This is a genomic window from Brachyspira pulli, assembly GCF_036997785.1.
Lineage (GTDB): Bacteria > Spirochaetota > Brachyspiria > Brachyspirales > Brachyspiraceae > Brachyspira > Brachyspira pulli.
Map to the genome: position 1 here is coordinate 1 of NZ_JAWLQI010000038.1, position 24651 is coordinate 24651.

Below are 24651 nucleotides of genomic sequence, written 5' to 3' on the forward strand. Positions count from 1 at the left end.
ATCATTAGATATGATGCAAATGCATATAGTTGAAGTTCCAAGATTTATAGAGATTCTCAATAATTCCAATATAGATGATATTAAAAAAAATAAAATATTATCTTGGATAGAGTTTTTTACAGTTAAAGATTTAGATATGGTTAAAGATAAATTAAAGGAGGTAAATACAATAATGTCAAAAGTAATAGATAAATATGAAAGATTTGTATCAAGTAAAGAAGAAATGGAAGTTTATAATGCCAGAGATGCATTTCTATACGGCCAAAATGTAATGCTAAAAAGAGAGAGAGAAGAAGGTATGAAAGAAGGTATAAAAGAAACAAAAATATCTATGGCTAGAAACATGAAGAATGACAAAGTAGATTTTAATACCATTGCTAAATATACAGGATTGAGTATAGAAGAAATAGAAAAATTATGAGTGTATACTAAATTTATTTAGTGTAGCTTTTAAACTAATAATTTTTTTATGGATATGAATTAATAAATAAAAAAATGATAATAAATAACTTTCATTATATTTTTTTATATATAAAGTTTTATTAATGCATCTTGAATAAAATCAAAAATATAATATATTCTTTAAAACAAATTTTTAATGTTAGAGGAATGATAGATGAAAGTTTTTATTAGTGCAGATATCGAAGGAATTACTACAACTACACAATGGACTGATACTGATGCAGGAAGTTTAACTTATAAAGAACATACTTTGCAAATGACTAAAGAAGTTAATGCAGCATGCGAAGGTGCTATTGAAGCAGGAGCAAAGGAAATATTCGTTAAAGATGCTCATGATACTGCTATGAATATTGATCAAACTGCTTTGCCTGAATGCGTGAAAATACATAGAAGATGGAGCGGTGATCCTTATTCTATGGTAGAAGGTATTGATGAAAGTTTTGATGCTATAATGTTTATCGGATATCATAACGCTGCTTCAATCGGCAACAATCCGCTTTCACATACTATGAATACTAGAAATGTTTATGTAAAACTTAATGATGTTTTGGCAAGCGAGTTTATGTTTTTTAGTTATGCAGCAGCTTATAGAAAAGTACCTACAGTATTTTTATCTGGCGATAAGGGTTTATGTGAAGTAGCACAGAATATGGAGCCTAATCACCCAAACCTTATTACACTTCCAGTAAAAGAAGGAATAGGTTATTCTACTATCAATTATTCACCTAATTTGATGGTTAAGATGATCAAAGAAAAAACTAAAGAGGCATTAAGTCAGGATTTTAAGGGTAAATTATTAAAATTACCTAATCATTTCAAATTAGAGGTATGCTATAAGGAACATGGGTATGCTCATAAAGTATCATTTTACCCAGGAGCGAAAAAAATTAATGATACTACGGTAGTTTTTGAAAATAATGACTATTATGAGGTGTTAAGAGCCTTGAAATTTATATTATAAAATTCTATAATATATAAAGTCCGATAACTTATAAAAGCCTTCTTATAAATGCAGTAGTGTTTTTAAGGGGGCTTTTTTATTGTTATATTTCATTATTTAAAAATTTATTTATGGAAACTGCTATGCCAGAAATTTGGGATGTTTACGATAAAAACAAAAATAAAACTGGAAGGCTTCATCAAAGAGGATTGCCTTTAAAGAAAAATGAATATCATATAGTAATACATGCTTGGGTAGTTAATAGTAATAATGAAGTTATAATTACTAAAAGACATAAGAATAAAAAAATTTGTCCTAATAAATGGGAATGTACTGAAGGTTCTATACTTGCAGGTGAGGAAAGTATTGATGGAGTTATCAGAGAACTTAAAGAGGAAATAGGTTTATCTTTTGAAAAAGAGGAAGCTGTGTTTTTAACTTCTTTTATCTTGAAAAGAGTAAAAACTATAATAGATTCTTATATGTTTAGAAGAGATGTAAAAATAGAAGATTTAACTTTACAGGAAAATGAAGTAAGCGATGCTATGATAGTAAACAGAGAAAAGTATTTAGAGATGTGTAAAAGCGGAGAGATAATTTCTTCTATAAGATATTTTTATGATATTTATGATAAATTAAATAATGGAGAATAAAAATGAAAGTATTAATTATTACAGTCGGAGCACCAGGAAGCGGAAAAAGCTATACTATAAAAGAAGCTAATCTTGATAAATATAGTGTAAGTTCAGATAGCTGCAGAATATTATATTCTGGTGTATTTCCAGATGGTTATAATGGACTTTCTATTTATGAAAAAGATAATTCTTATATTTGGAATAATTTAATACCAAGCATATTAGAAAATAGATTCAGATTGGGACTATTTACTATATTAGACAGTACTGGGCTTTTTAATTTAAATAATATAATAGAACTTGCCAAAAGTTACGGATATAGAATTGTAGCTGTTTTATTCGATAATTTATCATTAAAAGAATGCATTGACAATATAAGAAAGAGAGAGATAGGAAGTAATATACCAGAAGAAGTTATACAAGACTTTTTCATGCGTATGAAAAATTTTAAATTGACTGGTGCTAATATTTTTAAAGCTTCAGATTATGACAGTGCAAAAACTGCTTTGCTTGAAGCTAGTAAATGGGATAGTTTTTATCTTAATGAAACAGAATTTGAAAAGTATGATAATATAAAAGTTATACCAGATTTGCATGGCGAATATGATGTGTTTAAAAAGTTTTTAGAGAAAGAGAATTATTTTAATGATAAAAAAACAGCTTATATATTTGTAGGCGATTTAATAGACAGAGGATCAAAATCAAAAGAATTACTAGATTATTTTTTATATAATGATATAGGAAGCAATGTTTATTTTACTGAAGGCAATCATGATGTTAGTTTGAATTTCTTTTCTAATGATATAAAAGTTACAAGTCAGGAATTTTATAAAACAACATACAAAGAAATAAAAAAAGCATTTACTGTAACTAATGTAACTAAACAATTAGAAGATAATAACACAGAAGAAGAAAAGACATTAAATGAAATTGAATTAAATAATTATAAAAAGAAAATAAGAAATTTTTATAAGAAGTTCAGACTTTATTATTTTTTCACTTTTAAAGGAAAGAAATTTTTTATTAATCATTCAGGCATAGATAAAATGTATGAGCATATCCCAGCATCAGTTTTAAATGGAATAGTAACTTACGGATATGCAGAAGATGATGACAGTTATAAATCTTATATAGAAGTAGGAAATAGATTTAAAGAAAATCATTTAGATATTATTCAAGTATTCGGGCATAGAAATGTTCTTCAGGAAGAATTGGAAGATAATTTATGCAAAATAAATGATAATGCCTATTGTATAGAAAACTCTGTAGAATACGGAGAAGATTTAATTATTCTTAATTTAAAAGATTTGTCTGTTGAAAGCTATAAGAATGATAAGGAAATTGAGAATCTATTTGATAAAGAAAAAAACGACAGCGAACTTGTACGACATAAATATTATGATACAGTTTATTCCACTAATTTTTCGGATAGAGTATTTTATAAAAGATTATGGAATGAACAAACTATCAAAGCAAGAGGATTATACAGATACAATGAAACAAATGAAATTGCAGGAAGAAGCTATGATAAATTCTTCAATTATGATGAAGTAAAAGAAACAAAATTAAAAGCATTACAAAATAATATAAAGTTTCCTGTAAGTGTTTATAAAAAATATAATGGGTATTTGTTTTTAGTATTTTTAGATAAAACCAGAGATGAACTTATTTATGCAACTAAAAGTTCAATAGGTACATCAATGGCTTCTTGGGCAGAAAGTTTACTTACGGAAGAAAATAAAAACTTTATAAAAGATTATTGTAAGAAAAATAATACTACATTTGTTTTTGAATGCATACATTTAAAAGATTCAGCACACCCTATAGTTTATGATAAATCTTTTTTGGTTTTGCTTGATGTGATTTACAATGAAGAAAATTTTAGAAAACTTTCTTATGAAGAATTATCAAGCAAAGAAATAACAGAACAATTCCAAGTAAAAGAGAGAATAGAAATATTTGAAGCTCCTAAAGGAGATATTTCAAAAGATGAATATAATAAATATATAGAACAAATGATTCATAAATATGCTGATGATTTTAGTATAGATTATGAGGGAGTAGTATTTGAAGATGCTAATAAATTTATGGTAAAAGTGAAATGTCCTTTTTATATAATAAAGAAGGCATTAAGAGCTGAATCAATGCGTTTGAACAGACTTAGTTATTCATTAAATATATATTATCCAAATCCTTATGCTAAGTTTGTGGGTAATAAAATATTTTTAAGATATAAAAGAGAGAATAAATTAAAAGAGTGGAGAAAATTATCAATAGAAGAAGTTGTAAATGCTTATAATGAAGTGTTGGCAGAATTGAAATGATTAATATTAAAAGGAGAAAATAAAATTATGAATAAACCAAAAATAGTAGTGCTTGACGGATTTATATTGAATCCCGGTGATATATCTTGGGCTGAAGTAGAGAGTGTAGCAGATTTAAAAGTCTATGATAGAACTGATTATGACAAGGTAGCTGAAGTTGCAAAAGATGCTTGGGGAATATTAAACAGTAAAGTTGTTATAGATAGAAAATTAATGGAGTCGCTTCCTAATTTAAAATATATTGGAATGCTTGCTACTGGGTATAATGTTGTAGATATTGAAGCTGCAAAAGAATTAGGTATTACAGTTACAAATGTAAGAAAATACGGCCCTCAATCCGTTGCTCAGCTTGTAATGGCTTTTGTTTTATCTTTTTCTTTCAGAGTTGTAGAACATAATAATCAAGTTCATAATGGAGAATGGGTAAAATGTAAGGATTATTCATTTAGTTCATATCCTTTAATGGAGCTTCAGGACAAAACAATGGGAATATTTGGTTTCGGTGATATTGGAAATGAAGTTGCTAAAATGGCTTTGGGTATGGGAATGAAAGTGTTGATTTATTCAAGAAGCAAAAAAGAAGGTTTTGAAAATGCTTCAAGTATAGATGAACTTTTTGAAAGATCAGATTTTTTATCTCTTAATGCTCCTTTAAATAAAGAAACAGAAAATATAGTAAATATTAATTTGCTTTCAAAGATGAAGAAAACTGCATTCTTGATTAATACTTCAAGAGGCGGAGTTATAGTAGAAAAAGATTTAGCTTATGCTCTTAATAATGATATTATAGCTGGTGCCGGTTTAGATGTACTTTCAAAAGAACCTCCTTCAGCAGATAATCCATTATTGACAGCAAAGAACTGCTATATTACACCTCATTTTGCAGGAAATACTTTAGAGGCAAGAACCAGACTTATGCATAAAGTTTATGAAAATATAAAAGCATTTTTGGAAGGAAATCCTATAAATGTTTTAACAAATTGAGATTATATTTTTATTAATAATTAGCTGTTTTTGGTTAAAATTACATATAAATCTGATTTTTAGGTATAATTTTTCATATTTTTTTATGAATAATATACAAAATGTATAATAAAATACTAGACTAAATAAAGAAATTGAATATAATTCTTTCTGTATTTTTTCAAACGTAAATTTATTATTTAAAGTTATAATTTAAATTGGGTATCAACAATGAAAAAATTATTTTTATGTTTAGTATTATTTGTATTATTATTATCTTGTAAAAAACAAGAAAGCAAAAATATTACAGTATTTGCTTCAAGCAGTTTGAGAAGAGCTTTAAAAGAAATATGCCATAATTATGAGTCTGATACAGGTGTTGCTATAGAATGCATATTTAATTCATCTGGAAAATTAAGAGAGCAAATTGAAGCAGGTACTTATCCGGATATATATTTTTCATCTTCTAGGAGAGAAATAAATACTTTAAAGAATGAAGAATTATTGTACAACGACACTATTACAAATATATTAGGTAATAGTATCGTTTTAATAGCTCCTAAAAATTCTGATATAAAAATAAAATCATTTGCAGATTTAACTAATAAAAGTATAAAGAAAATAGCTATAGGAGAATCAATGACTTCGCCTATAGGAAGATATGCAGAAGAATTATTAAAACATTTAGGAATGTATAAATATATTGCAGATAAAATTATATTGGGTAATGATGCCAAACATATTATAGAGCTTGTAAAAATGGATAAAATATACTGCGGTTTGGTTTATGAAACAGAAGCAAAACTTAATGATGATTCTGTTACAATAGTAGCTAAAGATTTGGATTATTCAAAAATAATTTATAGTTTGGCCATTATAGAAAAAAGTCAAAAAGAAGAAGAATCTAAAAAGTTTATAGATTATTTATTTTCTGATAAAAGTATGAATATATTTAAAGAATATGGATTTGATATTAATATATAAAACTACAGTATTAAATAATATATTTACAAATATTTATTAATACTGTAGTAAATTATAAAAATATTATTTTCTATTAGCTTTTTCTAATTCTCTTTGAATTTTTCTCTCTGCTTTCTCTAATTCTTTTTCATTTTTTCTTTCGGCTTTTTCTATATTTCTTTCAGTTTTCCTTTCTGCTTTATCTATTGTCTTTTCAATTTTGTCATAAGATTTTCTATCATTTGATGTAGTTATTGAAAAAGAAGTGCAGGAAACAGTAAATATTATAGATAATAAAGTAATAAATATAATTTTCTTCATAACCTTCATAAAATAAAACCTCATATAAAGATGTATATTTATATATTATCATAAATACATATAAAAGCAAAATAAAAAATAATTTTATAAATAGTTATTTTATGCTTTTATTTTATTGAAATTTTAGATGCAGTGCAATTTACTATTTTAAAAATAGTTGTATAATTAATACAAATTTTTATTTAAGGACTTTATTATGATAGATGTAAAATTAATAAGAGAAAATATTGAATTAGTAGAAGAGAACTTGAGAAAGAGAAGAAGCAAAGTATCTTTAGACAAGTTAAAAGCTTTAGAGCATGAAAGATTAAACCTTTTAAAAGAAGTAGAACAGGACAGAGCAAAGAAAAATGAATCTTCAAAAAAAATCGGCGAATGTATGAAAGCTGGTAATAAGGAAGAAGCCGAAAAGATAAAAGAAGAAATGAAAAACTTCACAGAATCCTTAAATAAAAAAGAAGAAAAATTAGCAGAATTAGAAGAAGCTGTTAATAATGAAATACTTTATTTGCCTAATATGCTTTCTGAAGATGTTCCAGACGGCGATGACGAAAAAGCAAACAAAGAAATTATCAGATGGGGAGAACCTCGTAAATTTGATTTTGAAGTAAAAGACCATGTTGATATAGCTATGGGTTTAGATATTCTTGATATAGAAAGAGCTGTTAGAATGTCAAGAACACGTTTTTCACTTATGAAAGGAAAAGGTGCAGCATTAGAAAGAGCTTTAATTAACTTCATGTTAAAGAAACACACTTCAGAGCATGGTTATACAGAATATGTACCTCCTATACTTGTTAATGGCAGAACTATGACAGGTACTGGTCAGCTTCCAAAATTTGAAGAGGATTTATTTAAAACTACAGATGATCCTGCTTTATACCTTATACCTACAGCAGAAGTTCCTCTTACAAATATATACAGAGAAGAAATCATACCAGAAAACATGCTTCCTCTATATTGTACAGCATATACACCTTGTTTCCGTTCTGAAGCTGGTTCTTACGGACGCGATATGAGGGGCTTAATAAGACAGCATCAATTTGACAAAGTAGAGTTAGTAAAAATTTGTGCTGCTGATAAATCTAAAGAAGAACATGAAAAAATGCTTAAAGATGCAGAAAGTATTTTACAGGCATTAGAACTTCCATACAGAGTAGTAGTTCTTTCTTCCGGAGATATAGGAAATGCTGCTTATAAAACTTTTGATATAGAAGTTTGGCTTCCATCACAAAACATGTACAGAGAGATATCAAGTGTAAGTAACTGTTGGGATTATCAATCAAGAAGAATGCAGATGAGAACTAGAAGAAACGGCAAAACAGAATTAGTACATACATTAAACGGTTCAGGTATTGCTGTTGGAAGAACTTGGATAGCTATACTTGAAAATTATCAGCAGGCAGACGGAAGCGTAATAATTCCAGATGCTTTAAGACCATTTACTGGTTTTGATAAAATAGAAAAGGTTAATTAATGCCATCATCTAAAGACTTTCTTAATATAGTATTAAATAAACTAGAATCTTTAGATGATATTAATTATAAACAGATGATGGGGGAATACATAATCTATTATAACAAAAAAATAACAGCTTATGTATGTGATAATCATCTTTTTATAAAGCCTACTGATAAGGCAAAAACTTTAATAAAGGATTATATATTAAAGCCGCCTTATGAAAATGCTAAAGATATGATATTTATAGAAGATATCAATAAATATGATAATGATTTCTTTGAGTATTTATTCAAAGAGATTTATGATGAGCTTCCTTCTATAAAGAAAAAAGCTAAAAAGTAAAAAATAAATAAAAACATTAAAGTGCAAATCCTAAACAAGGTTTGCACTTTTTTATTGTAATAAATTTTCTAATACACTAAACGTACGGTTAATGAAATTTTTTAAATAATTAAAATTAAAATTCAATATTAAAAAATTTATTCTGCGTGCGGTTGTAGAAAAGCCGCAACAAATAAAAACTTAAAATATATTTTTAACTTTGTCTATTTTTTATTGTTCTTTTTCCCACGACTTCGTCAAAGAACCTTATATCCTTGATAAGCTCGGATACGCTTCGCGAAAGACTGCAATTTTTTATATTCAATTACTAATTATAAAAGGTTTAATTTTTATTTATATGATATAAAATGTATTCATTAGTGCTTAGGAAATAATTATGAATGAAAAAGAAAAGCAATTACAAAAAATTTTCAAAGAAATAGAAGAATGTAATGACAGAAAACATGATAATAAAATAATAAAATTATGTGATGAAGGTTTAAAAATTGATAATAAAAATTCTAAATTATATTTTTATAAGGGAAATTCAATTTATCAATTGGCTTTATATAATAAAGATAGTAATAAATATTTAGAAGCAATAAAAAATTTTAATATAGTTTTTAATATAGAACCCAATAATAAACTTACACATTATATCAGAGGATTATGCTATTTTTATTTAGCTTTAAATAAAAATAATAATAAAGAATATCTTAATAAAGCAATAGAGGATTTTGACAATTTTATAATTTCTTTAAAAGAATTTGAAAAAAAGATGACAACTGGAAATGAAAGAATAGAGTTAAATAAACGATATTCTGAAAGTTATAGTATAAGAGGTTCATCTTATATTAATCTATATGAATATGATAAAGCATTAGATGATTTAAATATAGCTATTAAATATGACTCAAAATGCGGAGAATATTATTGTAGTAGAGGAGTTTGCTGTTATAATATTGCTATAGAAAATAATAATGATATAAACTATTTAAAATCATCAATAGAAGATTTTGATAAAGCAAAAGAATTAGGATTTAGTGATTTTGATATCAATTTCTTAAAAGGTTCTTCTTATTTAAATCTAGGTTCGGTAAAAAGTGATAATAGCATGGAATATTTAAATAATGCTATAAATAATTTTGACTTTTCAATTAAGTTAGACAATGATAATAAAGTAGATGCATATTATAGAAAAGGATTAGCCTATATGTATTTAGCTTTATACTTAAATAATGATATAGAATATTTTGAAAAGTCTTTAGAAAATTTTAATATTGCAATAGGTTATAATTCAACAAATGGAGAATATTATTATAATAGAGGAGGTTGTTATTATAATTTAGCATTGATAGAAAAAAATATAAATGCTGATAATTTTCACCTAGCCATTAATGATTATAGTAAAGCTATAGAATTAGGCTTTAATGATTATCAAATATATAATAATATAGGATTAACATATATTTCATTAGGTTTATTTGATAATGATAATTCATATTTTGAAATGGCATTAATGAATTTCATTGAATATGTAAAATTTTATAAAGAGAATCCTGATGTTTATTATAGAATAGGTATATCTCTTAATAGGTTAGGAAAATATGAAGAATCTTTAGAAAATTTTGATAAAGCAATTTCTCTTAATATTAATGATGAATTTTTATATTATTATATATTTTCATCAAATTTTAATTTACAAAATTATGAAATAGCAATAGAAAATATAAATAATTTTATAGAATCAAATCCAGCTTCAGAAGTTGGTTATTATAATAGAGGTTTATGCTATGTAAATCTAGCTTTGAAAAAAGATGAAAATTATAATAAATATTATGAAATGTTTGAAAACGATTTTAATAAAGCTATAGAATTAAAACCAAATGATGAATTTATGATTTCAAAAATGGGAGGATTTTATTATATTTTTGGAAATTATAATAAATGTTTGAATCAGTTTAATAAAGTAATTGAAATAAATAAGGAGAATGATTTTGCCTATTATTATAGAGGTTTATGTTATTTTTATTTAAAAAATTATAACGAAGCTATTAAAAATTATGATATATCAGAAAAATATTGTAAATCTTATCAAAATAAATTAAGTATATATGATAGAAAAATAGAAATTTTATTAAAATTAGAAAATAGAGAAAATGAAATATGTAATTTATATAAAAATGTAATATTAGAATTATATAAACAAATATCTAATGATTCAATTTTTTATACTTATGATTTATTTAATATATTATCATCTATAACAAGAAATTTATTATATATAAAAAATAAAATATATATTGATGAAAATGATATTATAAATAATAATAAACAAATTATAAATAAAGCAATTCAAGATGATTTTTATAATCAACAATTTTATTATGAGATAAAAAATGATAGTTTATATAATTATACTAAAGTTAATAAAGATACTTTAAGAAGCGTATTAAATAATACTTTATGGTGTAGTAATACAAAAAATTTTAATGATCCTGTTGATCCTTTTATCAAAAAAAATAGCTATGATAAATCTTATGATTATTTACTTGAAAGAATAAAAGTGGCTTGTTTAACTACACATAATGATAATACTTTGATGTGGAGTCATTATGCTGATAAACATCAAGGTATTTGTATAGAGTATGATATAAATAAAATTTTAAATGAAAATAATGATAAAATTTTAATTAAGAAAATTAGTTATAATAAAAAAGCAATAAGATTTGATCTTATAAAAAATACACAAAATACAATAATGTTATCTAACACAAAAAATATAGATAATTTTTTAATTAGCCCTAATTTCATTAGTAATGCTTTAATAGATAATAATCCATTGGATCATATTACAGAATTATTTATGGTAAAATCCAAAGAATGGGAATATGAAGATGAATACAGAATACTTTTTTATGATGAAGAAAATAAAAATCCAAATGGAACACTTATCAATTTGCCAATAAAAAGTATTTGTTTCGGAGTACAGACATCAAAAGAAGATAAAGAACTTGTATACAATTTAGTAAAGTCTATAAATGAGAAGAACAGAAATAAAAACGGTAAGAAATATAAAAGAATTAAACTTTATGAGGCTCACTTAGATGATAATGAGCTTTTTAAGATTAATATTAAGCCTTACAAACATGAAAAAATTAAGTAATAATTTTAATTTATCTATATTTTAAGATATTAATATTTATAAAAATGCAGTCTTTTTGGTTCTTTTGGTCACCACCGAGTAGGTGCCTAATCGGCAAAAGAACTGGGGGTGTGGGGGCTAGTCCCCACAAATAATTTATTAGTTATAATTATTTTTCTGCTGTATACTTTGAACTTTATCAAATTTTAATAATATACTAACTACAAAAGATTTAATTTTTATTTTTATATAATAAAATATTTTAAAACTGTTTTACGAACTAGATGATAATGAGCTTTTTAAGATTAATATTAAGCCTTATAAGCATGAAAATAAAAATGATTAAATTTGTCAGCAAATTTTTTTATTATAAAACTTGCTGACAAAAATTATTTTTAGGAATTGATATTATAAACTAATATCATCAATCTTTCTTAATTCCTCATCGGAGAAATTATTCTTGTTAATGATTTTCAAATTCTCTATAATCTGGCTAGGTCTTGAAGCTCCTATTAATACGCTTGTAACTTCTTCATCTTTCAAAACCCATCTTAATGCCATTTGAGCTAAACTTTCGCCTCTTTGATTGGCTAATTTGTTTAGTTCGCCTATTTTTTCTAATTTTTTTCTGTTTAGAGCATCTTGCTTTAAATATCTTCCGTCTGCTGCCATTCTGCTGTCGCTTGGTATGCCATTCAAATATTTATCAGTTAATAACCCTTGTGCTAATGGGCTGTAAGCTATTATTCCTTTTCCTAATTTTTTAGCTTTTAATTTTAAGCCGTTATTTTCTATAGTTCTGTCAAATATAGAATATCTGTTCTGATTAATAATGAATGGTACATTTGCCATATATAATAATTTAGAAGCTCTTTCCATTGTAGGGCCGTCATAATTTGAAAGCCCAACATATAAAGCTTTTCCGCTCTTTACTATTCTAGTCAATGCTTCAAGAGTTTCCTCAAGTGGTGTTTCAGGATCCATTCTATGATGATAGAATATATCAACATATTCAAGATTTAATCTTTTTAAACTTTGATTTATGCTTGCTATTAAATATTTTTTGCTTCCAAAATCTCCGTAAGGCCCTGCCCACATATCGTAACCGGCTTTAGTGCTTATTATAAGTTCATCTCTGTATTTATTAAGACCGTCATTTAATATTTTACCCATACTAATTTCAGCAGAACCATAAGGAGGGCCATAATTATTAGCTAGGTCAAAATGCGTGATTCCATTGTCAAAAGCAGTTTTTATCATATCTTTCATATTATTATAATCGCAGTTAGCACCGAAATTATGCCAAAGTCCTAAAGATACAATAGGTAATTTCAAACCGCTTTTTCCGCATCTGTTGTATATCATACTGTCGTATCTGTTCTCAGAAGTATCCATTTTTTTTATCCTCAATCAAAAATATTTTTTATGAATTTTACTATTATTTGTTTATACATATAAGTATAGATTTATTATAGTATTATTCAAGTAGAAAATGTAAAAATTGTTTTAATTTACTAAAATAATGCCGATATTAATAAATACTTTATTATTAATTTAATAAATAATTTGTGGAGGATTCATGTTTAAGAGAGTTTTAGCTGCTGTTGGCTTGATGATAGTGATGGTTGGTTGTGTGACTATGCAGCCTAAAGATGATGCAGAAGTTAAAAAAGAGGAAGTTAAAAAGGAAGAAACTGTAACTAGAGACGATCCTTCTAAAATGAAAGTAACCGTTTATGGAGCAGATAAGGAAGTTCAGGCAGTAGAAATTAATGGCAAAACTTATTATGTATTAGGCGGAAAAGATGTTGAATCTATGTCTGAACAAGAAATAAAAAGTGCATCTGTGGTTGCACCTATAAAAGTAATAGAAGAAAATATTAAAGGTGTTAATGGTATAGTTGTAACATATTATGATGTAAAAATTTTCTTAGGAAAAAGATCTGGTTTAGGTACTACTGTTGGTTTATTTGAGCCTCAGAAAAATGATTGGACGGTTGGCGATGATATAGACAGAAGTCAGGCTATTCAAATAAAATTATCAAGAGGAACTGCTGGTCCTATAGATATCAAAAGAGGAAGCATATCATTATCTTTTAATTAATATAAAGAGTTGATTATTTAATATTATTTATTTGTGTATAGAGCATATAATTTGCTTACTACTAGATCTACAGAATAGGGTTCGCTGTTTATTTCAAAAGCGTATAAATCCCATCTGTAGGGATCTATGATTTGAAATTGTATAATATATACATTAGTATCATATTTTCCTATTATATCTATATAACGCATATAATCATCTTCAGCTATAAAATCCTGCCATTCTACAGTATTAAATGATGATATAAGATTTTCTATTGTGATGGTAGGGTAGCTTGTGAATGAACTTTTTTTAATTAAGTCTATAGCGTCAAAATCTCTGCTTTTTATATCTATATTTTTATTTGCATCTTCTTTAATATCTAATCTATATTGCTTACTTTCTTCTTTTTTGTCATTGCAAGATACAATCAATATTATTGTCATTATAGATATGAGATAAAGTTTATTCATAGTATAAGCCCAATTTTTATAATTTAGTATATTATCGGAGATAGCATTATATTTTTGAATTATGTATTATACATTATAGAAATCATCTAAATTATAAGCATCATTCCAAAATCTGTATTCCCACACAAAAGCTTTATCAAATGCAATAATCATTTTTTCTTTTGTATTATTTGAAGCATTATCATATAAATTATCTACAAGTTTTATCATATTTTCAGTAGATTTTGAAAATTCTTCATCAGCATAAGTTTCAATCCATTTGACATAAGGATTATTCTCTATTTCAGCATGCTCTTTTATGTATTTCCCTATTTCATTATATATCCAAAAGCAAGGAAGTATTGCAGCAGCTGCAGCTTCAACAGGTTCCGTATGAGAAGTATTGATTAAAAAACTTGTATAGCCAATATTTGCAGTAGTTATTTTATTTGTATTTTCAAAATTAAATATTTCTCTAAAATACTTATGAACTACTTCTTCTTCAACTATATATGAGTTTATAGAAGATCTTAAAAATGTAATAGCATTATTTGTATTATCAATTTTTGAAGATATTATAGCCAGTACTTTAGAGTAATATTTTAAATACAAAGCGTCTTGTTCTATATAGTATGCAAATTTTTGTTTATCTAATTTTCCTTCCATAAGTTCCTTGTTGAAAGGCATATTTTGTATTTTTAGATATAGTTCTTTGTTTTTATTCCAAACATTTTCAGAGAATCTCATTTTTATTCCTTAATAATATGGATTTGATATAGTTATTAATCTCTTCCTTTTTTAGTAATATTTCCTTCAAAGTCTATAGTTATTTTTCTTCTGCTTTTGAACTGAACATTATAATTTTTACTCTTTTTTTGAATTTGTATAACTTTTTCTTCAGGATATTCTTTTTTTATAGCGTTTTTTACTTTGTCTTCAACATAGTCTATTGATATTTCTTCACCGCCGCCGCTTATTGTTTTCCATTCGCCTCTGGAATTAACATATATTTTTAATCCGCCTTTAAATATTAAAGTATAAGAACCGCCATTTTCAGTAGCTCTAAATAAATAATAATCTGCAAAATATTTATCTGCAAATTTTATAGCAGCATCTGGAACTTCACTCATAGCAACTGAACCAGCAAAAGCATACATTGACATTAAAGATAATGTTAATATTGTATATATAATTTTTTTCATATTCTTATTCCTCCAATAATAAATTAGGTTTATTATATATTATAAAGAAAATACTACAAGTTTTTATATTTTTACATTTCCGGCAATATAGTATCTTCCATCTGTTGAACCTTGGAAACCAACATTAAATTCGGCAGGGCCAGCTTTGAATTTTCCAAATATAGCATATTCTAAATAAGCTTTAGCCTGTTTGTCTTTTATATGAACCATTTCCCTTAAAGCTATATTTAACATATACCATTCAAATCCCTGTTCCAAACGTATATAATGAGCATCATTTTCTCTCCAAGTATATTCAGCAATAGCATTAAGCCAAATAGTTTCATTCATAAGAGGGAATCTGAATGTAGCAGATGCCTGAACCAATGATTCAAATAAAGTGATATGATAATCTTCCGGCTTCATTCTGTTTTCATGTTCATAAAGGAATCTGAATTCTATATTAGGAATATTGAATCTGAATAAAAATGCTTTAGGTATACTATGTCTGAAATCACCTTGAGAATATGCTATCTCATAATGGTTTCCAATAAAACCAACTCTTATTCCTGGGCCATTTAATACTTGAGGTATATAATAATCTGGAGTATCAATATTTGCAGGATTTAATGTTGTATCATAATAGTGCGGCATAAGCATGAAAGTAGTTGTGTTAATATCAAAAGTAGCTCTGCCTCTTGCTGATACTAATATTCTATCAACAAATATTGCCTGTACTCCTCCGTCATAAAGTCCGGCATTTCCTTTTATATATCCATAATCTGTTGTTGGGTTATGAGTATCAAAATATCCATAAGCAGTTATGAATCCTGTAAACTGTATATAATTATTATGGAAAGTTTGTCCAATAGTTGCAAAAGTTTCTCTCAAATTAAAAGTATTTGTATGAGCTGCATAAGAAAAAGTAGTAGTTAAATGGAACTCTATTGGATATTTTTGAAAGAAACTTAAATTTTCATCATTTGGATTAGGTAAAGTTCTTTTATAGTCATCTCTAAAAAGATCGGGTTTTATATATTGAGGAAGTTTATTGTTTCCTTCTCTGCCTATAAACATATCAAATGCATTTGGAAGCGGAGGCATTATAGCATTTGTGTATTTAGATTGAGCATTTAATAGATAAGCTGATGATATAAATATAATAACAGTTAATACAACTATATTATATTTTTTGGTAAGATGTGATTTCATAAATAATCCTATTAATTGTTTTTTAAGAAATTTAATAAATAAAAAAGGACATTAATTCTTTTGAATTAATACCCTTAAATTTATATTCAGCAAGATGTGAGTGCTGATATTTTTTTAAAATTTCATGGCATTTATTATATTATAAATATATTTAATGTCAATTTTATATTGTTAGCTTATTTTAAAGAAAGTCATTGTTTCTTTAAGTTTTTGAGCCTGCTCCAATAATTCTTTTGCTGATGTTGTAGTTTCATCAACTAATATAGCATTTTGCTGAGTTATACCATCTATTTTAGATACAGCAATATTTACTTGATCTACACCAGTTTGCTGTTCTACTGCAGTAGTACTTATTTCCTGCATTATTTTTGCAGTACCTTCTATTTTTGATTGTATATCATTAAATATGCTTTGTGATTCTCTTGCAGTTTCAGCAGATTTATTAATTTTTTCATATATATTTTCTATTAATGAAGTTATATCTTTAGCAGATGCTTGAGAGTTTTGAGCTAAATTTCTTACTTCAGAAGCTACTACAGCAAAACCTCTTCCTTGATCTCCAGCACGTGCTGCCTCTACAGAAGCATTTAATGCAAGTATATTAGTTTGAAAAGCAATATCTTCTATAGTTTTAGTAATACTTTTTATTTTTTCACTAGCTTCATAAACTTCTTCTATATTTTTTGTTGTTTCAGATATTACATTAGCACCATTTTCTACAGCCTTTTTGGAAGCCAACATCATATCATTTCCTTCAACAGAATGGTCTGCTGATGATTTAATTGTAGAAGCCATTTCTTCTATAGCAGAAGCAGTTTCTTCAAGGCTTGAAGCTTGAGCATCAGTTCTTGCTGATAAGTTATCACTTCCATTAGTAAGAGATAAAGCAGCATTATTTATTTTTTCAGAAGTTTCATTAACATCATTTATAATTTTTACCATAGCATCTCTCATATGCTTAAATGAATATGCTATATTTCCTATTTCATTTTTCTTGAATTTAAATTTTCTTAATATGAATTGTCCGTTAGACATTTCCTCAGCTTCTTCAACAAGTATTTTTAAAGGAGCTATTAAATTCTTTATGTATAAGAAACCTATAATAGAACTTAATACTATTCCAATAATACCGATTACAATTCCATCAATTAGTATTTTAGTACTTTGCAATTCAATGAAACTTAAAGGCATAGAAAAAGCAACTTTCCAAGGCTGATTTTTAAGGCTTGTATATAAACATACTTTTGTCATACCATCATTTTGGAATTCCAATTTTCCTTCAGTATCATTAACTATTGTTTTTATTTCAACAGGGGCATTTTTACCAACTTCACTAGGTACATTATGCATTACAAGTAGAGTATCTTTATTAAATACCCATAATCTTATCCAATGAGTAAGCACCTCTCCTGCAGTTGATGATACTTCATCTATAACTTTCTGCCAGTCAAGTATCATAATTAAAGCACCCATATATGAATTATCTGTTTTTGAATGTATAGGAGAAACTATAGCAGTAATCCATTTTCCGTCAGATGATTTATATATAGAATCTGAAAGTGTAGGTTTTTTTACAGCATCATATTTTTGCCATAAATCGTGATATAATTGAGATATTTTCTTACCTACATCAGTATTATTTCCATGTGAATTATTTATTATAGTTCCGTCTCTTTCTACAAGTGAAATACTTGTAATATATGGGTTTTTGTCAGAAATAAATCTCATTGAACTTATAAGGTTTGGTTCATCTTCAGGATTTCTATTTTGCATATATGAAATAATAGTAGAAAATGATGAATATGTGTCAGATAGTATTAATTGATTTTCTACTAGAGAATCAAAAAAAGTGGAATATCCTTTAATTGTAGTGGCGAAACCATCATAAGATGCTTTGTCTATTGCTTTTTTTGACATTCTTACAAGTGTAAATATAGAAATAATTAAAAGAAAAGTTATAAATATATTAACTACTATTGGAATTTGTATAGCTAGGCTTGAAAATTTCTTTTTCATAAAAAAATCCCTTAAATATTAAGAATTGAAATATTTTCATAACATTCATACTATGGTATAGTATAGTATTTTATATATGTATTGTCAAATTTATATTAATAAACAACTATTTTTTATTAAATTTATTTAATTATAATTGCTGTATGTAAAAAATGTGTAAATAATTATTGCTAATTGTATTATAGTAATAGTATAAATTACTAATAAATAAATTTTAATTTATATATTGATAAAATAATTATAATTAATTTGACTTTTATCATTTTTGTAGTACAATATATAAACATTGACAGTATATTATTTTTTTACTATAATATGCTTTTAATGTTTATTCCCAAAATCTCATTTTAATTAAATAAAGGAGAAAAATCGTGAAACTCCCAAAAGTCAATGATTTAGGATTTTTCGAGATTCGTCTCGAAAGTATTGGTGGAATGGGTGCTAATAGTGCTGGTAAAATGCTTGCAGAAGTAGGTGTATTATCACAAGGTTATTATGGTGCTGCATTCTCTAGTTATGGTTCAGAAAAAAAAGGTTCACCTGTAAAATCTTTCGTAAGATTCTCTGAAGAAGAAGTAAGAGTGAACTCTACAGTAGAAGAACCACATGTTGTGGCAGTGTTCCACATGAATCTTCTTAAAAACCCTATGACATTAGCTGGTGTTAAAGAAGATGCTATTGTTATTTTTAACACTAATAAAACTCCAGATGAAGCAAGAGACTTTGCTAAATTACATGGTGGTAGAGTAGTTTGTGTTGATGCTATCAAAATCGCTAATGATTTAAAACTTCCTTCACAAGCAGCTAACACTATCATTATGGGTGCTATGGTTAATCAGCTTGATTTCATAGACTCTGCTAAATTTGAAGAGCAAATAAGAAAACAATTCGGCGGAAGAAAAGCTGAATTAGTTGAGCCAAATATTGAAGCTTTCAGAAAAGGCGGAAGTGAATCTGTTGTAAAAGATTTCCCTGCTGATGGTAAATATCCTTACATACCTTATAAAAAACCAGAACCAGTATATGGTAAAAACAACCAATTAACAGGCGGTTATATCAATGCTGCTGGTAACTCTACTTTAAAAGATTTACAAGTTACTCGTACAGGTAAAATACCAGTATTCAATCCTAAAAACTGTATAGACTGTGCTAACTGTGAAGTTGTTTGTCCAGACCTTTGTATTGTTTGGGAAAAAGGACCAGACAGAAAAGACAGTAGCAAAACAGCTATGAATATGATGGGTATTGATTATCAATATTGTAAAGGCTGCTTAAAATGCGTTAGAGCTTGTCCAAAAGGACCTTATTCAGGTAAATTTGAAAAAGATCAGCAAGCTTTAAGAGTAGAAGTAGAAGCTGATTGTAATGTTGATGAACTTACATATCATCGTTATAAAAAATAATAAGGAGCGAATAAATGGCTAACAAATATAATCTTGCAGAACAAGAAAACATACTTGAAAGTGGTAATGAATTAGCAGCCATTGCAGCCGCTCAAATCAATTATCACGTAATGGGTTATTACCCAATTACTCCATCTACTCAAATTGCTGAGTACTTAGATGAAATGAAAGCTAATGGAAGACACACTGTTTGCATGATCCCTGGTGACGGTGAACATGGTGCTGCTGGTATCTGTTATGGTGCTACTACTGCTGGCGGTAGAGTATTCAATGCTACTTCTGCTAACGGTCTTCTTTTTGCTATGGAACAATTACCTGTTCAAGCTGGTACTAGATTCCCTATGGTATTAAACGTTGTAAACAGAACTGTTTCTGGTCCATTAGATATTAAATGTGACCAATCTGATATAATGATGGCTCTTAACACTGGTTGGATCATCATTATGGCTCATACTACTCAGATGGTTTACGACTTCAATATTCTTGCATTAAAAATTGCTGAGAGAGCTAAACTTCCTATCATAGTTTCTTCTGACGGATTCTTTACTTCTCACCAAAAGAAAAAAATATATCTTTTCAAAAAAGATGAAGATGTTCAAAACTTCTTAGGTAAATATACTCCAGAAGTTACTTCAGTTGAACCAGGAAAAAATCCTGTTACAATTGGACCTTACATGAACGAAGACGAATTAACTGGTAGTAAATTACAACTTTCTCAAGCTTTAGAAGATGCTCGTGCTATCGTTACTGATGTATTTGAAGAATTTGCTTCTCTTTCTGGAAGACAGTATCATCCAATAGAAACTTACAAAATGGAAGATGCTGAAGTTGCTTTAATGCTTTGCGGTTCTTCTTATGAAACTGGTACTTTAGCTGTTGATGAAATGAGAAAAGCTAATCCTAGCCTTAAAATAGGTGCATTTGCTATTACTCAAATTCGTCCTTTCCCTGAAAAAGAATTACAAAAATTATTAGCTAATGTTAAAGTAGTTGTAGTAGGCGACAGACAAGATTCATACTCTGGTATGGGCGGTAACATGTCTACTGAAATAAGAGCTGCTCTTAAAAATGATCCTAACAACAAATCTGCTGTTGTAAGCAGAGTTTATGGTCTTGGCGGTACTGAATTTACTCTTGACAAAGCTAAAGAATTATTTGATTTAGGTTTAAAAGAATTAGCTAACCCTGGTTCTGTTGTTAAACATGCTTACTTAGAACAATATATGGGTGATCCTAATGTTCAAATGAAACCTATACATGAACCTTTGACTTTAGAAAGCCAAAAATCTGGCATAACAGTTACTATGAATGAACAAACTCATAAACTTGATGTTAAAGTTCCACCTCTTAGAGAATTAACTGGTAAAGCTTATCGTTATGCTCAAGGACATGGTGCTTGTAACGGTTGTGGTATCTTCTCTGGTATCAATACTTTCATGAAAGGTATTGAAGGTGAAGTTGTTCTTTTAGTACATACTGGTTGTTCTATGGTTGTTACTACAGGTTATCCTTACAGCTCTTACAGAACTACTTATGTTCACAACTTGTTCCAAAATGGTGCTGCTACTCTTTCTGGTATCGTAGAAATGTATCATGAAAGAAAACGCAGAGGTGAAATCGAAGGACCAGAAGATCCTACTTTCATAATGGTTACTGGTGACGGTGGTCATGATATAGGTATGGGACCTTCTATTGGTGCTGCTATCAGAAATCACAAAATGATTATATTAGAATATGATAATGAAGGATACATGAACACTGGTAATCAATTATCATTCTCTACTCCATTAGGACACAGAACTTCTACTTCTAACGTTGGTAAAGCTGAAGTTGGTAAACAATTCAACCACAAAGATGTTGCTCAAATCTTCAACGGTTGTCATGTTCCTTACATCGCTACTGGTTGTGAAGCTTATCCTTTAGATTTAGTTAAAAAAGCTGCTAAAGCTCAATGGTATGCTAAAAATGTTGGTACTGCTTTTGTTAAACTTCTTATCACTTGTCCATTAAACTGGAAAACTCCAGATGACATGGGTAAAGATATTATCAAAGCTGCTGTTGATTGTTGTTTCTTCCCATTATATGAGGTTGAACAAGGTATCACTACTATAACTAATATGGTAGCTGACGACAAAAAACAGCCTGTTACTGAATGGTTAAAAATGATGGGTAAAACTAAACACCTTCTTAAACATGAAGACATTCTTAACAGATTCCAAGCTGAAGTTGACAGAAGATGGGCTCGCTTAAAAGCTATGCATGAAAGTCCAGTTCTATAATAAGTTAATAGCTTAAAATTATAGAATATAAATAAATGCGGCTGCTTACTCTTTAATAGGGTAGGCGGCCGTTATTTTTGCATTTGTTATTATATAATAGAAATTGTTGACAAAGCGGTATTATATGATAAAATTTTTTAGAAAATATTAAAATGTGTAAAAAGTGATTATGTCTGAAAATATTAAATATCCAACTCTATATGTAAAAAATTTCGCAAAAATTAAAGAAGCTAAAATTGAATTGTCTCCATTTACTTTATTTATAGGTGATAATAATAGCGGAAAAAGTTATTTAGCTAGTTTAATTTGGTATATACAAAACATCAAATTATTATATAAATTTTATACAAATATAGATTACCCTAAAATAGAATCTTTGGATAATATTTCATATGATATTATAAATAAAAATATTATTAATAGTAAAATAGATAATAATGTAATAAATGATATAATAAAAACAATTAATAATATATTGAAAACTAATAAAAAAAATATATTGGCAGATATTTTTAGTTCTACTCAAATTGAAATAGAGGAATTATATATTCTTGATTATGAAATTAATTATGATATTAGTATAAATATTTTATTATATGAAAAAAACTATTTTGATAGTGATGATAAAGGAAAAGTTAAATATTATTTGACAATAACATTCAATATAAATGATAATGAATATAAAAAATATGAGAATGTAGAAATTAATAATATAAATGATTTGAGTTTATTTTTATTAGAAAAAATTTATTCTATATTATTTAATTCTAGTAGTCAATTGTTTTTACCTGTGTCAAGAACTGGTTTTTTACTCTTGAGAGATTTAATAATTAGAAAATCACCATTAACATTGTGGAATAATACTTATGATGTTTCGAATAAAGTAAGTTTAACATTACCTGTACAAGATTTTTTTAATCAATTATCTAATGTTTTAGAAAGAAGCTCTATTGCCGGATTTGACTATTTAAAAATAAATAATGAGTTTGATAATATATATAATTTTATTAGTAGTAATATTTTAGACGGCAGTATTATCATTGATCAAATGATAAATTTTATTCCTATTAGTTCATATTTAACTAATTATCTTAGACCACAAGAGAATGTAAATATATTTTATAAATCTAAAAATTCAAATTATAATTTTGATATGCATATTAGTTCTTCTGTTATAACAGAAATTGCTCCATTAGTTTTATTTTTGAAATATCTGAAATATACTAATATAATAATGGAAGAGCCTGAAATATCTTTGCATCCTAAACTTCAACAACAATTAACTAGGCTTTTCATAAAGTTAATTAATATTGGTGTTAATGTAATGATAACTACTCATAGTGATACTATTATTCAGCATATAAATAATATGATTAAATTAAATAATAACAAAGAAGATGTAAAAAAAGAATTGATGAAAAAATATAATTATAATGAAGATGATTTAATTTCAGAAGATAAAGTGAGAATGTATCAGTTTGATATAAAAGAAGATGGATTTACTGAAGTAACAGAAATAAAAGGAAGTAAGTATGGATTTCAAGCTCCTACATTCCATAAATATTTAATGCAGTCATCAGAAGAATTTGAGGATTTTATTGAAGATTTGGATAATTAAATATGAAAGATTTATATGAAAGAATAGAAAAGTTAAATAAATATTATAATCAATTCTTTAATTTTGAGCTTGTAGTTAATGGGCAATTTATTTATAATGAAACTATAGCAAATATTGATGTTATATATAATATTAATATTCCATATAATGAATGTATTTTTATAACAAATATTGAAGGTGCCGATAAATTTAATCATTTATCTTTTAGAAAATCGTCAGATATTATTCTAATTTCTAAAAATATTGATGGATACAAATTAGATATCATTGAAATGAAATCTACTATTACGGATAGTAACATTCATAAATTATCTTCTCAATTAATGAATGGATATTTAAGAGTAATGACTGTATTATCTCCATTGCATTTAGATATTAATAAAATAGATTTATATGTTTCTTTTTATGATGACAGTAGTTTGACTCAGGATCTTTCAGTTCTTCTTCCTAATAAACAAAAATTAATGAAGTATGCTATTGATAATTGGAAACAAAATCAATTATATTTAACAAATGTTATTCCAAATCATTTTTTTAACAGTGATAAACTTAATATAATTAAACTAGAATACGATGATTATAGAAATAATAATTATGAAGCGACTATAAATATTTAATTAGTTTATGATTTTTTCTAAGTCCCACCCATTATTCTAGTAAATACAAAATATAAATTAAAATTCTTTTTTCTTTATTGCTTAATTCTAAAATATAGCTCCCACCCTAGATTTATTTAAATTTGCTGTATACTTAACCGCACGCATAACAAAATCATAAATATAGATTAATTAAAAATAAAAAATTGATTATAAAAAATAGCCAATTAACCGTGCGTTAAATAGACTATAAACTTAATTCCAACTTGGGCGGGT

The 24651-nt window shown here is 26.7% G+C and carries 21 protein-coding genes; 14 read left to right on the forward strand and 7 right to left on the reverse strand.

What is annotated here, in order from left to right; all coding sequences use genetic code 11:
* The 6 genes from R4K56_RS09325 to modA all read left to right on the forward strand — a co-directional run.
* Nucleotides 1-421 (forward strand): Rpn family recombination-promoting nuclease/putative transposase (locus R4K56_RS09325; RefSeq protein ID WP_335772433.1); only part of this gene is annotated, 421 nt, incomplete at its 5' end.
* 195 nt (nt 422-616) lie between these two features.
* Nucleotides 617-1423: a M55 family metallopeptidase gene (locus tag R4K56_RS09330; RefSeq protein WP_335758392.1), complete on the forward strand. Its 807-nt coding sequence runs from the start codon at nt 617-619 to the stop codon at nt 1421-1423.
* A gap of 122 nt (nt 1424-1545) precedes the next feature.
* Nucleotides 1546-2055, forward strand: a complete 510-nt coding sequence (locus tag R4K56_RS09335; RefSeq protein WP_335772432.1) for an NUDIX hydrolase — start codon at nt 1546-1548, stop codon at nt 2053-2055.
* Between the two features lie 2 nt (nt 2056-2057).
* Complete coding sequence (locus R4K56_RS09340) at nt 2058-4361, forward strand: RNA ligase (protein WP_335772431.1); 2304 nt, start codon at nt 2058-2060, stop codon at nt 4359-4361.
* A 27-nt stretch (nt 4362-4388) separates the two neighbouring features.
* Nucleotides 4389-5345: a D-2-hydroxyacid dehydrogenase gene (locus R4K56_RS09345; protein ID WP_335759797.1), complete on the forward strand. Its 957-nt coding sequence runs from the start codon at nt 4389-4391 to the stop codon at nt 5343-5345.
* Nucleotides 5346-5555: 210 nt separating this feature from the next.
* Nucleotides 5556-6308 carry a molybdate ABC transporter substrate-binding protein gene (gene modA, locus R4K56_RS09350; protein ID WP_335772430.1) on the forward strand — a complete coding sequence of 251 codons (753 nt, stop codon included), beginning with the start codon at nt 5556-5558 and terminating at the stop codon, nt 6306-6308.
* Between the two features lie 63 nt (nt 6309-6371).
* On the opposite strand, the gene R4K56_RS09355 is transcribed toward modA, so the two are convergent.
* Entirely contained in the window at nt 6372-6617 is a 246-nt protein-coding gene (locus tag R4K56_RS09355; protein ID WP_335758387.1) for a hypothetical protein, read from the reverse strand.
* 187 nt (nt 6618-6804) lie between these two features.
* Between R4K56_RS09355 and serS the strand changes: the two genes are divergently transcribed.
* The 3 genes from serS to R4K56_RS09370 all read left to right on the forward strand — a co-directional run bounded on the left by serS (nt 6805) and on the right by R4K56_RS09370 (nt 11556).
* On the forward strand, nt 6805-8085 hold the full coding sequence (serS, locus tag R4K56_RS09360; RefSeq protein WP_335758386.1) for a serine--tRNA ligase: 1281 nt from the start codon (nt 6805-6807) through the stop codon (nt 8083-8085).
* Nucleotides 8085-8411, forward strand: coding sequence for a TfoX/Sxy family protein (locus R4K56_RS09365; protein WP_335759795.1), 327 nt, complete (start codon nt 8085-8087; stop codon nt 8409-8411). The genes serS and R4K56_RS09365 overlap by 1 nt, the downstream gene beginning before the upstream one ends.
* 376 nt (nt 8412-8787) lie before the next feature.
* On the forward strand, nt 8788-11556 hold the full coding sequence (locus R4K56_RS09370) for a DUF2971 domain-containing protein (protein WP_335772429.1): 2769 nt from the start codon (nt 8788-8790) through the stop codon (nt 11554-11556).
* Between the two features lie 387 nt (nt 11557-11943).
* Here the strand turns inward: R4K56_RS09370 and R4K56_RS09375 are convergent, their stop codons facing one another.
* On the reverse strand, nt 11944-12930 hold the full coding sequence (locus tag R4K56_RS09375) for an aldo/keto reductase (protein WP_335772428.1): 987 nt from the start codon (nt 12928-12930) through the stop codon (nt 11944-11946).
* Nucleotides 12931-13114: 184 nt separating this feature from the next.
* Here R4K56_RS09375 and R4K56_RS09380 point away from each other — a divergent pair, with 184 nt between their 5' ends.
* On the forward strand, nt 13115-13639 hold the full coding sequence (locus tag R4K56_RS09380; protein WP_335772427.1) for a hypothetical protein: 525 nt from the start codon (nt 13115-13117) through the stop codon (nt 13637-13639).
* Between the two features lie 23 nt (nt 13640-13662).
* On the opposite strand, the gene R4K56_RS09385 is transcribed toward R4K56_RS09380, so the two are convergent.
* The 5 genes from R4K56_RS09385 to R4K56_RS09405 form a co-directional block, all read right to left on the reverse strand.
* Nucleotides 13663-14091, reverse strand: a complete 429-nt coding sequence (locus R4K56_RS09385; protein ID WP_335759791.1) for a hypothetical protein — start codon at nt 14089-14091, stop codon at nt 13663-13665.
* Between the two features lie 66 nt (nt 14092-14157).
* The gene (gene tenA, locus R4K56_RS09390) at nt 14158-14817 is read right to left on the reverse strand and encodes a thiaminase II (protein WP_335769149.1); all 660 of its coding nucleotides are present in this window, start codon (nt 14815-14817) and stop codon (nt 14158-14160) included.
* 35 nt (nt 14818-14852) lie between these two features.
* Entirely contained in the window at nt 14853-15272 is a 420-nt protein-coding gene (locus R4K56_RS09395; RefSeq protein ID WP_335758435.1) for a PepSY-like domain-containing protein, read from the reverse strand.
* A gap of 63 nt (nt 15273-15335) precedes the next feature.
* Complete coding sequence (locus R4K56_RS09400) at nt 15336-16355, reverse strand: hypothetical protein (RefSeq protein ID WP_418233760.1); 1020 nt, start codon at nt 16353-16355, stop codon at nt 15336-15338.
* 279 nt (nt 16356-16634) lie between these two features.
* Nucleotides 16635-18479, reverse strand: a complete 1845-nt coding sequence (locus tag R4K56_RS09405; RefSeq protein WP_335772425.1) for a methyl-accepting chemotaxis protein — start codon at nt 18477-18479, stop codon at nt 16635-16637.
* 371 nt (nt 18480-18850) lie between these two features.
* Here R4K56_RS09405 and R4K56_RS09410 point away from each other — a divergent pair, with 371 nt between their 5' ends.
* The 4 genes from R4K56_RS09410 (at nt 18851) to R4K56_RS09425 (ending at nt 24396) form a co-directional block, all read left to right on the forward strand.
* Complete coding sequence (locus R4K56_RS09410; protein WP_335758438.1) at nt 18851-19882, forward strand: 2-oxoacid:acceptor oxidoreductase family protein; 1032 nt, start codon at nt 18851-18853, stop codon at nt 19880-19882.
* A 14-nt stretch (nt 19883-19896) separates the two neighbouring features.
* Complete coding sequence (locus R4K56_RS09415) at nt 19897-22161, forward strand: thiamine pyrophosphate-dependent enzyme (protein WP_335758439.1); 2265 nt, start codon at nt 19897-19899, stop codon at nt 22159-22161.
* Between the two features lie 169 nt (nt 22162-22330).
* The gene (locus R4K56_RS09420) at nt 22331-23779 is read left to right on the forward strand and encodes an AAA family ATPase (RefSeq protein WP_335772424.1); all 1449 of its coding nucleotides are present in this window, start codon (nt 22331-22333) and stop codon (nt 23777-23779) included.
* A gap of 2 nt (nt 23780-23781) precedes the next feature.
* The gene (locus R4K56_RS09425) at nt 23782-24396 is read left to right on the forward strand and encodes a hypothetical protein (RefSeq protein WP_335772423.1); all 615 of its coding nucleotides are present in this window, start codon (nt 23782-23784) and stop codon (nt 24394-24396) included.
* Nucleotides 24397-24651 lie beyond the last annotated feature (255 nt).